The sequence below is a fragment of the Promicromonospora umidemergens genome (genome assembly GCF_024171995.1).
GTDB classification, from domain to species: Bacteria; Actinomycetota; Actinomycetes; order Actinomycetales; family Cellulomonadaceae; genus Promicromonospora; species Promicromonospora umidemergens.
Genome location: NZ_JAMTCT010000001.1, coordinates 156548 through 170027, shown reverse-complemented (window position 1 = coordinate 170027; position 13480 = coordinate 156548). Strand labels below are relative to the sequence as shown.

Sequence of the window (13480 nt, the reverse complement as noted above, 5' to 3'; positions counted from 1 at the left end):
GCCTCCTCGTTCACGTGCGCAACCTACCGCCTGACCTCGCGGATCCGGGCACGTGCGGCGGCTATGCCGACACCATGGGCGGCGGAAAGGTGACCGGGAGGCGCACGGGCTGACGGATCCACAGCGTCTGGTCCCAGGTGACCTCGGAGGCGGGGATCCGCAGCACGACGTCGAGCCTGCGCAGGATCGTCTCGACGGCGATCCGGGCGATCACGCGGGCCGTGCGGGGCGCCGGGCACGCGTGCGGCCCGGTGCCGAACGACACGTGGGCGCGGCTGCCGACGTGGTCCCACGGGTCGCCCGTGTCCATCCGCGGGTCGGTGTTCGCGGCGTGGATCGCCAGGACGAGCGGGTCGCCGGCCGCGATGTGCTTGCCGTCCAGCACGATGTCCTGCCGGGCGAAGCGGGGCAGGGTGTTGATGGTCGGGGTGGAGCGCCAGAGCACCTCGTCCATCGCGTTGTCCAGGTCGATGCGGCCGCCGTGCAGCCGGCCGGAGAACCGTGAGTCGGTGAGGGTCAGCAGCAGGGTCTGCGCCACCCAGGCCGTCAGCGTCAGGTTCCCCGAGTAGGCGACGATCAGCAGGGTGTGGGCCACCTCGACGTCGTCCCGCATGTTCGGGTGCGCGGCGAGGGAGCTCGCGAGGTCACGCTGCGGGACCCGGCGACGGACCGCCACGAGGTCGCCGAGCAGGCGGTCGACCTCGACCACGGCGGGCGCAGCGTCGGTACCGCCCCCGGCGACCCTGCGGGTCAGGTCGAACAGGCGCTGCCCGTCCTCCGGGTCGAACCCGATCATGTCGGCGATGACGAGGAACGGGATCACCGACGCGTACTCGAGCATGAGGTCAGCGCGGCCGCGGTCCTCGAAGCGGTCGATGAGCAGGTTGCAGAAGGAGCGCACCTTTGCGGCGGTGATGCCCTCGGAGAGCTGCTCGAACGCGTCGTCGAGCGGTTCGCGCAGGCGCTGGCGCAGCGCGCCGTCGGTGTAGTTGGCGGCGAACCGCTCCTGTGACGTGAGAACCGGGCGCAGGCCTGACGTCGCGGGCAGGCCGCCGCGTGCGTGCCCGTTCCAGGTCCGCGGGTCGGTGGCGAAGAGGTGCTCGTTGCGCATGACGTCGTAGACGAGCCGCTGCCCCATCACCAGCCACGCCGGGACACCCGGCTCCAGGTCGACGGGGGCCACCTCGCCCCACTCGCGTTGGAGCTCGTCGTAGAACTCGCGCGGGTCCTGCATCGCCGACGCGCGCACCAGCGGCTTCAGGCGCGAGACCTCGCTGAGCCGGACGGGCCGGGCACTCGGCCAGGGACGGTCCTGCGTGCCGCGCATGTCACCGAGCAAGGTGGCCGGCCTTCTCGGAGAGGGAGGCCGGCCCGTGCCTGCGGCCCGAGAGCCCGTCGGGCACTTGCCCGATATAACCCGGTTCAGGTAAATTCATGGATTCGCCGTATCTGTGCATCGTCGTCGACCGCCCAGGGTGAACCCACCCGTGTTCCAACCAGCATCGTGACCTCGGCTGCGCCCGTGGCTACGATGACTGCGAGGGCACACACACTGTCGCACCCTCGATCGACCCTGTCGAGACCCATCCGGGCGGGACAATTTCAGTCGGAACGACCGCCGGCCACGAGCCGACGAACGAGGGGGCCACGTGACTCTGGACGCCGACCGGGAACGCCCGGACGACCTGGTGCAGAGCGTGGCCCGCGCCTTTCGGGTGCTCGAGGTCGTGACCAGCTCTCCCGGCCTGCCGGTCAAGGCGATAGCCCGCCGCAGCGGCCTCAACCTCTCCACCACGTACCACCTCGTACGCACGCTCGCGTACAAGGGGTACGTCACCCGGCTCAAGGACGGCACGTACGACGTCGGCGAGCAGGTGAGCCAGCGGTTCTACGAACAGCTCGGTTCGCTCGGCCGGGGTCCCGACACCCGTGAGGTGCTGCGCCACCTGGCCCAGAGCACCGGCTACAGCGCGTACCTCGGGCGCATCAGCGCAGGCCGGGTGGTCGTCGTCGACTACGCGGAGGCCCCCGGTTCGCCGTACCTGGAGGACCTGGAGCGCGGGCTCGACGTCTCCGCGCACGCCACCGCGCTCGGCAAGGCGCTGCTGCTCGGCATCTCCCGCCGGGAACGCTACGAGCTGGTGGTGGACGCCGGGATGCGCAAGTTCACCGCGCGCACCGCCTCCGACATCCGGTCGCTCGACGCGCAGCTCGCTCGCTTGCGTCCCGATACCGTTGTCGAAGAGCACGGCGAGTTCCGCGACGACATCACCTGTGCCGCCCACCTCGTCCCCCGCCGGGCCCGCGACGACGTCGCGTGGGCGGTCGGGCTCAGCATCCCCGGCGAGTCCGTACCCCCGCAGGCGAGCCGCGAGCTGGGCCTGGTGGCCGGGGACCTCGCTACGGTCTGACCCGGTCCAGCCCGGCCAGCCGCGTCGGGTTGCGGAACACCATGATCCGCACCAGCCGGTCGCCGTCGTACTCGGCGGCGGTCGCCATCGTCGGCACGCCGTCGAGCAGCGCCATCGTGCCGAGCGCCCCGTTGATCTCGACGGGTACCCACTCCAGGTGCGCCATCGTGCTGTCGCCCGCGAACGCGATCAGCGCACGGGACACCTTGTCCGCGCCCCGGATGATCCGTCGAGCCGCGCGGACGACACCGCCGCCGTCGGTCACGAGCTCCACCTCGGGGGCGAGCGCGGCCAGCACGCCGGCGAGGTCGCCCGTGAAGCACGCCGTGAGGAACCGTTCCGTGGCCTCGGCGTGCTGGGAGCCGGCGGGCGTGTAGCGCGGGCGCCGCGCCCGGACGTGCTCGCGGGCCCGGTGCGCGGTCTGGCGTAGTGCCGGCACGTCGCGGTCCAGCGCCTCGGCGATCTCCTGGTACGGCAGGTCGAACACCTCCCGCAGCACGAAGACCGCCCGTTCCAGGGGCGACAGCGTCTCCAGCACGACGAGCAGCGCCAGCGACACCTCCTCGGCCCGCTCGACCGGGTGGGCGGCGTCGGGCGAGGTCAGGAGCGGGTCGGGCAGCCACGGCCCGACGTACGTCTCCCGGGCGCGCCGCAGCGCGCGGAGCCGGTTCAGAGCCAGCCGGGTCGTGATCCGCACCAGGTAGGCCCGCGGCTCGACGACGTCGGACCGGTCCGCCGCCGACCACCGCAGCCATACCTCCTGCACCACGTCCTCGGCGTCGGCGGCCGCGCCGAGCAGCTCGTAGGCGACGGTGAACAGCAGACGGCGGTTGGCCTCGAACAGGTCGGCGAGCTCGGGGGGCTCGGGAGGCTCGGGAGGCTCGGGGCGCTCGGCAGGCTCGGGAGGCTCGGGAGGCTCGGGAGGCTCGGGGCGCTCGGCAGGCTCGGGAGGCTCGGGAGGCTCGGGAGGCTCGGGAGGCTCGGGGGGCTCGGCGACCTCTGGGCGCGGGCCGGCCGCGACGTCGTCGGGCACTACTGCTCGCCGACCTCGGCGAGGGCACCGCCGAGCGGGACCTCGCAGCGGTCGCTGAAGCCTTGCGCGCTCAGCCCCATCGCGGCGTTGACGCGGCTGCGGAGGTTCTCGACCGCCACGATGGCTACGAGCTCCGTGAAGGCCTCCTCGCCGAGGGCAGCGATCAGGCGCGCGACGAGGTGATCGTCGACGGACGGCGGGGTGGCCGTCTCGGCCTCCGCGAGCGCCAGCACGTCCCGCTCCAGGTCCGTGAACCGCTCGCTCGAACGCCAGGCCGGGACGTCGTGCAGCTTCTCCGGGTCCAGGTGCTCGTGCTGCGCCTCCCAGTAGCCGAAGTCCACGCACCACGTGCAGCCGATCGCCACGGAGGCGGCCATCACCGCAAGCGACTTCAGGCCGGGGTCGAGGGCCTTCCAGCCGCCGACGCCGAGCTCGGTGAGCGCATACGTCCGGGTCACCTTCCCGTGATGCCCGACGGCGACCAGCGGATCCAGCACCGCACCGTACCGCCGGCGGGAGAACACGGCCATGGCCCGGTTGGTCAGGGTGTTCGGGACGGCGCTGGTGATCCTGGTGCTGATGCTGCGGTCCGGCTCGTTCCGGTCCGGCTCGCTCGGTGTGCTGGACATGGTCGGTCTCCGTTCGGTGGCTTCATCGCGGACACCCTCCAGACACCACCCGGCTCCCGGACGTGACACGAGCACGCCGTGATCCGGGTCACACCGGCCAAGGTCGTACCGAAGGCGGCTGGTGGTCGAGTGCGCTGGCCGGGTGCGCCGAACCGCAAGTTAATCGTCAGCCGGCATGCCGAACCGAAGGTTGAACGTGCCGAGCCCGCCGAACCGCAAGTTAATCGTCAGCCGACGTGCCGAACCGAAGGTTGAACGTGAATCGGCGTGCCGAACCGAAGGTTGAACGTGAATCGGCGTGCCGAACCGAAGGTTGAACGTGAATCGGCGTGCCGAACCGAAGCGAACTGGTCCACCAGACGCTCTCAGGACCAGCAACTTGCGGCTCGGCGGCCCCGGTCACGATCAACTTGCGGCTCGGCGACCCCGCGACCCGACTCACCACCAACTTGCGGCTCGAACCCACCCCGCGACCCGACTCACCACCAACTTGCGGCTCGACCGCGGCCGGAAGCAGCTCGGAACCTCACACCGGGACGCAGAGCGTCAGCACCTCCCGGTGCGCCTCGACCGTGACCGGCAGCGGTCCGACGTACTCGCCGTCCGCGTAGGCGACCAGGCCGGCCGGTGCCTCGACCCGGATCGCGGAGGTCCGCAGCGTGGTGACGTCCGGCCGCTCGACGTGCTTGCCCGCCTTGATGAGGCCATCGAACGCCATGAAGCGGAACCGGCCCACCGCGTGCACGAGGGTGACGTCGAGGAGCCCGTCCGTCGGGTCGGCGCGGGGGCAGATCGGCACCCCGCCCCCGTAGGACCTGGTGAGGCCGATCCCGAGCACGTACCCGTCCTGCGCGAGCGCCGGGGCGCCCACGGGGTCCAGCCGGTAGCCGAACCGCTTGAGCCGCAGCCACTCCGCGTACACCGCGATCCGGTACCGGGCGGGGCCGGTGGGCCAGGTCATGCGGTTGGTGCGCTCGTTCGTCAGGGAGTCCAGGCCGGCGCACAGGACGGTGACGAAGTGGCGCACCGTGCCGTCGTCGGCCGTGATGGTGCCCGTGTCGACACGCTTGCGGGCGCCGTCGAGCGCCAGGTCCGCCGCGGCGGCCGGGTCTCCGAGCGGTATCCCGTGCTCCCGGGCCAGGTCGTTGCCGGTGCCCCCGGGGACCACCGCGAGCGGCAGGCCCGCCTCCAGGACCGGCTGCAGCACGGACGAGATGGTGCCGTCGCCCCCCGCGACCACCACGACGGCAGGTTCCTCGTCGACCGCCTTCTTCGCGAGCGCCACCGTCTCCTCGGCGTCGGCACCCTGGTAGACGCGGACGTCGACGCCACGCGCGCGGAGCCGGTCGACTGCCGCATGGCCGCCTCCCGCGCCGGAGCCACGCCCCGATGCGGGGTTCACGAGCACGGCGATGTGCCCGGTCCCGCCGAACTGCTCAGTCATGTCAGCTCCACGCGCCCGCCGTCGGACGCCCTGTCGTCGAACCTGCGAAGTATGTGGTGGGCCGCAACCTACCTGGTCAGCCGCCCTGCCCGGCCGGGCGCGGCGGCGTCGTCGGGCCGAGCAGCGCGCCGGGGTTCATGATCCCCGCCGGGTCCAGCTCTGCCTTGACCGCCCGCAGCATCCGGAGCCCGACCTCGCCGATCTCCTGCTCCAGCCAGGGGGCGTGGTCCGCGCCGACCCCGTGGTGGTGGCTGATGGTGGCGCCCGCCGCCGTGATCGCGTCGTTCACGCGGTGCTTCACCCGCTCCCACGGCACGAGCGGGTCGACGCCGAGGCCGGCGATCACCGTGAAGTAGAGCGACGCCCCTGTCGGATACACGTGGGAGACGTGGCAGAGGACGCGGCTCTTCGCCCCCTCCTTGGCCAGGCCGTCCGCCAGCGCGCCGGTGACCGCGGTCTTCAGCGCGTGCAGGTTCGACCACGTGGTGGCGGTCTCGAGGGTCTCGCAGAACACGCCGTTGTCGAGCAGCGCGTCGCGCAGGTAGGGCGCCTTGAACCGGCCGTGGTCCCAGGACACCGCCAGCTTCTCGGCGGCCGGCCTTCCGCCCGCCTCGCGCAGCACCCGCGTGGTGGCCTCGCGCCGAGCCTGGGCCAGTCCGTCGGGACCCTCGTGCAGCACGACGGCGGAGCAGCCCCTGGCCAGCGCCTTGCCGAGGTTGCCGACCTGCGCGAGGGAGACCGCCGTCTCGTCCTCGTCGGACAGCCGGAGCACCGTGGGGCCGGTGCCGAGCTGGGCCACCCGGCGCAGCGCGTCGGCGCCGGCCACGAAGTCGCCGAAGGTCCAGGCATCGAACAGCCGCACCTCCGGCGTGGGGTGCACCCGCACCCGCACCTGCGTGATCACGCCGAAGGCGCCCTCCGAGCCGAGGAACCAGCGCACCAGGTCAGGGCCCGCGGCGGACCCGGGTGCGCGGCCCAGGTCGAGCAGCCCGGTCGGTGTCACCACGCGCAGCCCGGTGACCATGGCGTCGAACCGCCCGTACCCGGCCGAGCTCTGGCCGGAGGAGCGCATGGCGGCGAACCCGCCAAGGGTCGCGAACTCGAAGCTCTGGGGGAAGTGGCCCAGCTCGAAGCCCTGCTCGCCCAGCGCCGACTCGGCGGCCGGTGCGGTGGTCCCTGCCCAGAGGGTCGCCTCCTGAGCCGTGGTGTCCAGCGTGACCAGCCCGGCCAGCCGGCGCAGATCGAGGCTGACGACGCCCCGGTGCGCCCCGGCGTCCGGCTCCAGCCCGCCGGTCACGGCGGTGCCGCCACCGAACGGCACGACGGCGAGGCTCCGCTCACCGGCGACCGCCAGCACCGCGGCCACCTCGTCCTCGGAGCCGGGCAGCACGACGACGCCCGGCGCGACCTGCTCGGCCTGCCTGCGCCGCAGCAGGTCCGGCGTGGACTTCCCGCCCGCGTGCAGCATCCGGGCCTCGCGCCCGACGTCGACGTGGGCAGCACCGACGACCGAGGCGAGGGCCGCCACGTCGGCGTCGTCCAGGGGTGGGGTGGTGACCGTGACCTCCGCGAGGTCCGGCGCGGGGCGTGCCGCCGGTATCCGGCCGAGCACCGCTGCGAGCAGGAGCTTCACACCGCCGGGGAGCCCGTGTGCCGCGCCGGGGTCGCCCCAGCCGGACCACCGCATGTCGATGCGTTCGTGCTGCGGCTCTGTGCTCACGTGTCCTCCGGGTCGTCGGCGGGCCTGGCAGTCGGGCCCGGTGCGCGTTACAGTGTGACACAACATGACAATCCGTAACGTGCCGCCCGGGCCGATCTCGCCGCCGGAGCACCCCGACACCGAGCCCCACGGCACCGAGCCCGTCGACATCGAGGCGCGCCTGCTCGCGTCCGCCGCCGAGCTGGTCGCCACCCGGGGCACCCGTGGCCTGTCCGTCACCGAGCTGGCGAGGGCCGCCGGCGTCTCGCGGCCCACCGTCTATCGGCGCTGGGAGTCGGCTCAGGACGTGCTGCGCGCGCTCCTCGTGCACCGTGCGCAGCGCGTGATCACCGCCGTCGGCCCGCACGCCAGCGACCGCGCCACCGTCGTCGAGAAGGTGGTCCGGTTCAGCGAGCTGCTCCGCACCGACCCCGTGTACGGGCGCCTGCTGACCCACGAGCCAGAGGTCTTCACCCAGTACGCGTTCCAGCGGATCGGCCGCTCGCAGCGCGTCAGCCTCGAGTGGCTCGCCGCGGCTCTCACCGCCGCCCAGGAGGGCGGGACGGTCCGCCAGGGGCCCGCCTCCGACCTGGCCGTCATGGTCCTGCTCATCACCCAGTCGACAGTGCTGTCCTACAAGACGGTCACCACGGTCATCGACGCCGGCGCCCTGCGCACCGAGCTCGCGCACGCCCTCGACGGGTATCTCCGTCCCTGATCGGGCACCACGCCCGATGCCCCTCACCCGGAAGCAGGACCGATGCAGCGCACTGCCCTGACCGCCGTCCGGCGCGCCGACGAGCTCGACGAGCTCGCCTCCGAGACCGTCGACCTGCTCGTGGTCGGCGGTGGGGTGACGGGCACCGGCGTGGCGCTCGACGCGGCGGCGCGCGGCCTCTCCGTCGCCCTTGTCGAGGCACGCGACCTCGCCTGGGGCACCTCCCGCTGGAGCTCCAAGCTGGCGCACGGCGGGCTCCGGTACCTGGCCACCGGCGACGTCGGCGTGGCCCGCGAGAGCGCGCGGGAGCGCCACGTCCTGATGACCCGCACCGCGCCGCACCTGGTGCGCGCGCTGCCGCAGGTGCTCCCGCTCGCGCCCGGCGTGGGCAGGCGGCAGGGCCTCACGGCGGGCATCGGGTTCGGGCTCGGCGACCTGCTGCGCCGCGACGCCGGGACGTCGTCCCTTGTGCTGCCAGGCCCCCGCCTCGCCCGGCCCGGTGCGGCCGCCCGGCTCGTGCCGGCCGTCGCGCGGACGCGCCTGCGCGGCGCCTGGATAGCGCACGACGGCCAGCTCGTCGACGACGCCCGGCTCGTCGTCGCCCTGGCCCGGACCGCCGCGGGGCGCGGGGCACGGATCCTCACGCGCGTCCGGGCCACCGAGCTGCGCGCGGACGGCGCGACGCTCGAGGACGCGCTCACCGGCACGACCCTGACCGTGCGCGCCCGCGTGGTCGTGAACGCGACGGGCGTGTGGGCAGGGACGGTCGACCCGTCGGTGCGGCTACGACCGAGCCGCGGCACGCACGTCGTGGTGCCCGCCGCGCGGCTCGGCCGTCCGGCCGGCGCCCTCATGGTCCCGGTACCCGGCTCCGGGTCGCGCTACGTCTTCGCGCTGCCCACGCAGCTCGGCCGGGTGGTCATCGGCCTCACCGACGAGGAGGCACCCGGCCCGGTCCCGGACGTGCCGGTAGCCACGCAGGGCGAGGTCGACTTCCTGCTGGAGACCGTGTCCGGCCTGCTGGACCGCCCCCTCGTGCCCGACGACGTCGTGGGCACCTTCGCGGGGCTGCGGCCCCTGGTGGACGCGGCCAGGCCGGGCGACGGCGCGGGCACGGTGACGTCCGACGTCTCGCGCAAGCACCTCGTGGAGGTGTCGCCGGCCACCGGCGCGGTGAACGTGCTGGGCGGCAAGCTGACGACCTACCGGACCATGGCCGAGGACGCGGTGGACCTGGCCGTCCGGCACGCCGGGCTCACCGCTGGGCCGTGCTGGACCGCCGACCTGCCGCTGGTCGGGGCGCCGTCACTGGTCGGGGCGCCGTCGCTGGTCAGGCGATCGACGCAGGCCGGGACCCTGCCGGCCTCCCTCGTGGCGCGGTACGGCGCCGAGGCCGCTCAGGTGCTGGCCGCTGCCGCACTGCCGGGTGCGGCGTCCGCCGTCGGGCAGGGGATCACGACCGCTGGGCACCTGGACATCACGCGCGCCGAGATCGAGTGGGCGGTCACGCACGAGGGTGCGCTGGACGCGGACGACGTGCTGGACCGCCGCACCCGGGTCGGGCTGGTCCCCGCCGACCGCGCGGCGGTGCACGACGTCGTCGCGGAGCTGGTCGCCGACACCCTGGCGCGGCTCTGACGTCCTAGCGGGCGGGCTTGCGTTCTCGTTCGCGGCGCGGGGCACGGAGCACGGACAGCGCCACCATGCAGGCGATGAACCCGAGCAGCCAGCCGCCGGGGATGTCGCTCAGCCAGTGGTAGTCCAGCCACGACATCAGGGCACCCGCGATCATCACGATCACGGCGACGACGGGGATCAGCTTGCGCAGCCGGCCGAGGTTCGGGCTGAGCCCGCTCTGGGCGAACAGCAGGCAGAGGATGAAGAAGCCGGTGAAGAACGTGTTCGACGCATGGCCTGACGGGAAGGCCTGACCACCGGCGTGCAGCACGTCCATGTTGTGGTGCGGGCCGGTACGGCCGAGGCCGAACTTGGTGCCGTAGCCGATCACGGCGATGGTCGCGAGGCCGGCGAGCACGGCGAGGACGGGCCGCCGGGTGCCGATGTTCCAGAGCGAGCCGGGGCCGCCCTGCTTCCAGGCCACGTAGAGCGCGGTGCCGCCCACCATCGGGATGGTGAACAGGCGCTCGCCCGTGACGCTCGCGACGATGTCGAGGAAGGCCTTCTCCCACCCCACGGGGTGGTGCGCGTTCACGTAGTAGTGGAACTGCCAGTCCCAGGCGATGAACGGGCCGCGGACGATGACCTGCCAGATGAGGAAGGCGAACACCAGCGTGCCGAGGACGGCCGCGAGCGCCGAGCTGCGCCACGTCGGACGGGTCGACGGGTCGAGCGGAGCCTCGGTTGACGGTGACTCCACGCGCGTTCCACCCCTGCCCTCTGATTGCGCCATCAAGCCGATCCTACGGGTTTCAGGGTGAATGCTCGGCACCGGACGAGCAAGGCCTACCCGGGCGGACGCGGGGGCGCCGTGCTCTCCCGGATCTTGAGCTCCACCGGCACCACCTCGTGCAGGTCCTCGGGGTCGGTGCCGTCCGCGATCTCCCCCGTCCGCACCTGGTCCAGCAGCCGGGCCACGAGCCGTCGGCCGATCTCGTCGAAGTCCTGCACCACGGTCGTCAGGGGCGGCCAGAGGTACTCCGCCAGGAGGATGTCGTCGAACCCGACGACCGAGACGTCGCGCGGCACGGCCCGGCCGGCCTCGTGCAAGGCCCTGAGCACGCCGGCGGCCATCTCGTCGTTGGCGCAGAACACCGCCGTGACGTCCGTGTCGGCGGCGAGACCGCGGCCGGCGGCGTACCCGGAGGCCGCCGTCCAGTCCCCCTCCACGGTCTCGGGAACCGGCCGGCCGGCCTCGCCGAGCGCCACGCGCCAGGCCTCTGCCCGCAGCTGGGCGGGCGCCGAGTCCGCCGGTCCCGCGACGTGGTGCACGGTCCGGTGCCCCAGATCCAGAAGGTGCTGCGTGGCACGGCGGGCTCCGTCCGCCTGGTCGGCGCCGACGGCGGGGTGGTGGCCGACGAACCGTGAGTCGGACACCACGACGGGCAGCCGTGGCGGCAGCGCGAGCGTGTCCGGCGTCGCGGTCTCGGCCCTGATGATCACCAGCCCGTCGATGGCCTGGTGGGAGAGCCGGGTCGCCGCGGCGGAGACGACGTCGGACGACGGGCTCTCGACGTCGATCAGCGTCACCGTGTAGCCCTCCCTGCGCGCCGCCTCGACCACTGCCTCGACCGTCCGGGACTCCCCCGTGCGGGCGAGCCGGTGGGCGATCACGCCGATGGTCCGGAAGCTGCCGTACCGCAACGCTCGCGCCGCCGTGTTGGGCGCGTAACCGAGCTCCGCCATCGCCGCGAGCACCCGGTCCCGGGTCGCCGGCCGCACGTTGTCCAGACCCATCGACACGCGAGAGACGGTCTGGGTCGACACGCCGGCGAGCGCGGCCACGTCGACCAGGGACGGACCTCTGCCCTCCACGGCATCCACCTCCTCGTGACGCACCGTCTCACCGGCACGCGCTTGACACCCCGGGTAGCTCACGAGCACCCTAGTCCGCGTCACCATGTTGACGTCAACACGACGACATGCTGACCCCACCCGCGTAAGGAGCGACTTCCCTTGACCACGCTCGCATCGCCTCCGGCCGTGCCCAAGATCCAGGGACGGATGCGACGCCGCTCCCGCTGGGCCGGATGGGGCTTCGTCGGCCCCTTCATGGCTGTCTTCGCCCTGGTCTTCCTCGCGCCGATCGTGTACTCGCTCTACCTGAGCCTGTTCCAGACCCAGCTCGTCGGCGGCACGTCGTTCGTCGGGCTCGACAACTACGCCCGCGCGCTCGGCGACCCGCAGTTCTGGGACGGTGTGGGCCGCGTCACGCTGTTCCTCCTGGTCCAGGTGCCCGTGATGCTCGGCATCTCGCTGCTGGTCGCCCTCGCCATCGACAGCGGCCGCCTCTACGGGCGGGACTTCTTCCGCCTCACGATCTTCCTGCCGTACGCGGTACCGGGCGTCGTGGCAGCGCTGATGTGGGGCTTCATGTACGGCGACCGGTTCGGCCTGGTCGGCAACTTCAACGACCTGTTCGGTACGAGCATCCCAGACCCGCTGGCATCCGTCCTGCTGCTCCCGGCGATCGGCAACATCGTGACTTGGCAGTTCGTGGGCTACAACATGCTGATCTTCTACTCCGCGCTGCGGGTCGTACCGGTCTCGCTGTACGAGGCCGCGGAGATCGACGGCGCGGGACCGTGGCGCGTGATCTCCGCGATCAAGGTGCCCGCCATCCGCGGCGCCCTCGTGGTGGCGACCATCTTCTCGATCATCGGCTCGTTCCAGCTCTTCAACGAGCCGAGCATCCTGCAGTCGCTGTCGCCCAACTACATCTCGACGCACTACACCCCGAACCTGTACGCCTACTCGCTGTCCTTCTCCGGCCAGCAGTACAACTACTCGGCCACGGTGGCGATCATCATGGGCGTGCTCACGATGCTCGTGGCCTACGCGGTGCAGCTGCGCGGCATGCGCAAGGAGGCCTGACCCATGAGCACCAACGTCCTGATGAACGCGCCCACCGTCCGGCCCCGGCACACCCGTGCGCGCCTCCGGTCGCGCCGCACCTCGCACGCCCGGCCCACCCGCAGCGTGCTGCTCACCGTCCTCACCGCGCTGGTCGGCATCTACGCCCTGGTCCCGCTGGTCTGGCTCCTGTTCAACGCGACGAAGACCCAGCCCGACCTGTTCAGCTCGTTCGGCCTCTGGTTCAGCGGCGACTTCGCCCTCTGGGACAACATCGTCGGGGTCCTCACCTACGACGGCGGCGTGTTCGTGCGCTGGTTCGGCAACACGCTGCTGTACGTCGTCGCGGGTGCCGGCGGTGCCACGCTGCTGGCCCTGCTCGGCGGCTACGGCCTGGCGAAGTTCAACTTCACCGGCAAGCGCGCGGTGTTCGCCGTCGTCATCGGCGCCGTGGCCGTCCCAGGCACCGCCCTGGCGGTGCCCACGTTCCTCATGTTCGCGAACATGGGGCTGACCAACACGCCCTGGTCGGTGATCATCCCGTCGCTCATCTCGCCGTTCGGGCTCTACCTCATGTGGACGTTCGCGGCCGACGCCGTCCCGGACGAGATCATGGAGGCCGCCCGGATCGACGGGGCCAGCGAGGCGCGCACCTTCTTCCAGGTGGCGCTGCCCATGCTGGCCCCCGGCATCGTGACGGTGCTGCTGTTCACCGTCGTCGCGACGTGGAACAACTACTTCCTGCCGCTCATCATGCTGCGCGACCCGGACTGGTACCCCCTGACCCTCGGCCTGAACGCCTGGAACGAGCAGGCGACCACGGCCGGCGGCGAGGCGATCTTCAACCTCGTCATCACCGGCTCGCTCATCACGATCCTGCCGCTCATCGCGGTCTTCCTGCTCCTGCAGCGCTACTGGCAGTCGGGTCTTGCCGCCGGCAGCGTCAAGGAGTGAGCACCACCCGCACGGCTGTGCCAGAGACCTGATCCGACTGACGATGAAGTGAGAGGAACCAT

The 13480-nt window shown here is 72.4% G+C and carries 12 protein-coding genes; 5 read left to right on the top strand and 7 right to left on the bottom strand.

What is annotated here, in order from left to right; genetic code table 11:
* Window positions 1–61: 61 nt before the first annotated feature.
* A complete protein-coding gene (locus tag APR04_RS00800) occupies window positions 62–1327 on the bottom strand; it encodes a cytochrome P450 (protein WP_253867211.1) in 1266 nt (421 codons plus the stop codon).
* Between the two features lie 322 nt (window positions 1328–1649).
* Here APR04_RS00800 and APR04_RS00795 point away from each other — a divergent pair, with 322 nt between their 5' ends.
* Window positions 1650–2411 (top strand): IclR family transcriptional regulator, encoded by a 762-nt coding sequence (locus APR04_RS00795; protein WP_253867210.1) that lies wholly within the window; start codon window positions 1650–1652, stop codon window positions 2409–2411.
* On the opposite strand, the gene sigJ is transcribed toward APR04_RS00795, so the two are convergent.
* The 4 genes from sigJ to APR04_RS00775 all read right to left on the bottom strand — a co-directional run bounded on the left by sigJ (window position 2401) and on the right by APR04_RS00775 (window position 7237).
* A complete protein-coding gene (gene sigJ / locus APR04_RS00790) occupies window positions 2401–3444 on the bottom strand; it encodes an RNA polymerase sigma factor SigJ (RefSeq protein ID WP_308292306.1) in 1044 nt (347 codons plus the stop codon). The genes APR04_RS00795 and sigJ overlap by 11 nt on opposite strands.
* Window positions 3444–4073 carry a carboxymuconolactone decarboxylase family protein gene (locus APR04_RS00785; protein WP_253867209.1) on the bottom strand — a complete coding sequence of 210 codons (630 nt, stop codon included), beginning with the start codon at window positions 4071–4073 and terminating at the stop codon, window positions 3444–3446. Before APR04_RS00785 ends, sigJ begins: the two co-directional genes overlap by 1 nt.
* A 526-nt stretch (window positions 4074–4599) precedes the next feature.
* On the bottom strand, window positions 4600–5517 hold the full coding sequence (locus APR04_RS00780) for a diacylglycerol kinase family protein (RefSeq protein WP_253867208.1): 918 nt from the start codon (window positions 5515–5517) through the stop codon (window positions 4600–4602).
* 76 nt (window positions 5518–5593) lie between these two features.
* Complete coding sequence (locus APR04_RS00775) at window positions 5594–7237, bottom strand: FAD-binding oxidoreductase (RefSeq protein WP_253867207.1); 1644 nt, start codon at window positions 7235–7237, stop codon at window positions 5594–5596.
* Between the two features lie 64 nt (window positions 7238–7301).
* On the opposite strand from APR04_RS00775, the gene APR04_RS00770 reads away from it, so the two are divergent.
* Window positions 7302–7934, top strand: coding sequence for a TetR/AcrR family transcriptional regulator (locus APR04_RS00770; RefSeq protein ID WP_253867206.1), 633 nt, complete (start codon window positions 7302–7304; stop codon window positions 7932–7934).
* Between the two features lie 42 nt (window positions 7935–7976).
* Window positions 7977–9572, top strand: a complete 1596-nt coding sequence (locus APR04_RS00765; RefSeq protein WP_253867205.1) for a glycerol-3-phosphate dehydrogenase/oxidase — start codon at window positions 7977–7979, stop codon at window positions 9570–9572.
* Between the two features lie 4 nt (window positions 9573–9576).
* On the opposite strand, the gene APR04_RS00760 is transcribed toward APR04_RS00765, so the two are convergent.
* Both APR04_RS00760 and APR04_RS00755 read right to left on the bottom strand, forming a co-directional pair.
* A complete protein-coding gene (locus APR04_RS00760) occupies window positions 9577–10311 on the bottom strand; it encodes a phosphatase PAP2 family protein (RefSeq protein ID WP_253867204.1) in 735 nt (244 codons plus the stop codon).
* 86 nt (window positions 10312–10397) lie between these two features.
* The gene (locus APR04_RS00755; protein ID WP_253867975.1) at window positions 10398–11435 is read right to left on the bottom strand and encodes a LacI family DNA-binding transcriptional regulator; all 1038 of its coding nucleotides are present in this window, start codon (window positions 11433–11435) and stop codon (window positions 10398–10400) included.
* 180 nt (window positions 11436–11615) lie between these two features.
* Between APR04_RS00755 and APR04_RS00750 the strand changes: the two genes are divergently transcribed.
* Both APR04_RS00750 and APR04_RS00745 read left to right on the top strand, forming a co-directional pair.
* Complete coding sequence (locus APR04_RS00750) at window positions 11616–12485, top strand: carbohydrate ABC transporter permease (protein ID WP_253867974.1); 870 nt, start codon at window positions 11616–11618, stop codon at window positions 12483–12485.
* Between the two features lie 3 nt (window positions 12486–12488).
* Complete coding sequence (locus APR04_RS00745; RefSeq protein WP_253867203.1) at window positions 12489–13418, top strand: carbohydrate ABC transporter permease; 930 nt, start codon at window positions 12489–12491, stop codon at window positions 13416–13418.
* The last annotated feature ends 62 nt before the right edge of the window (window positions 13419–13480 follow it).

Coding starts and splice junctions, on each gene's coding strand:
- APR04_RS00765 (WP_253867205.1), top strand. CDS start 7,977: ATGCAGCGCACTGCCCTGACCGCCGTCCGGCGCGCCGACGAGCTCGAC.
- APR04_RS00745 (WP_253867203.1), top strand. CDS start 12,489: ATGAGCACCAACGTCCTGATGAACGCGCCCACCGTCCGGCCCCGGCAC.
- APR04_RS00750 (WP_253867974.1), top strand. CDS start 11,616: ATGCGACGCCGCTCCCGCTGGGCCGGATGGGGCTTCGTCGGCCCCTTC.
- APR04_RS00770 (WP_253867206.1), top strand. CDS start 7,302: ATGACAATCCGTAACGTGCCGCCCGGGCCGATCTCGCCGCCGGAGCAC.
- APR04_RS00800 (WP_253867211.1), bottom strand. CDS start 1,327: ATGCGCGGCACGCAGGACCGTCCCTGGCCGAGTGCCCGGCCCGTCCGG.
- APR04_RS00785 (WP_253867209.1), bottom strand. CDS start 4,073: ATGTCCAGCACACCGAGCGAGCCGGACCGGAACGAGCCGGACCGCAGC.
- APR04_RS00780 (WP_253867208.1), bottom strand. CDS start 5,517: ATGACTGAGCAGTTCGGCGGGACCGGGCACATCGCCGTGCTCGTGAAC.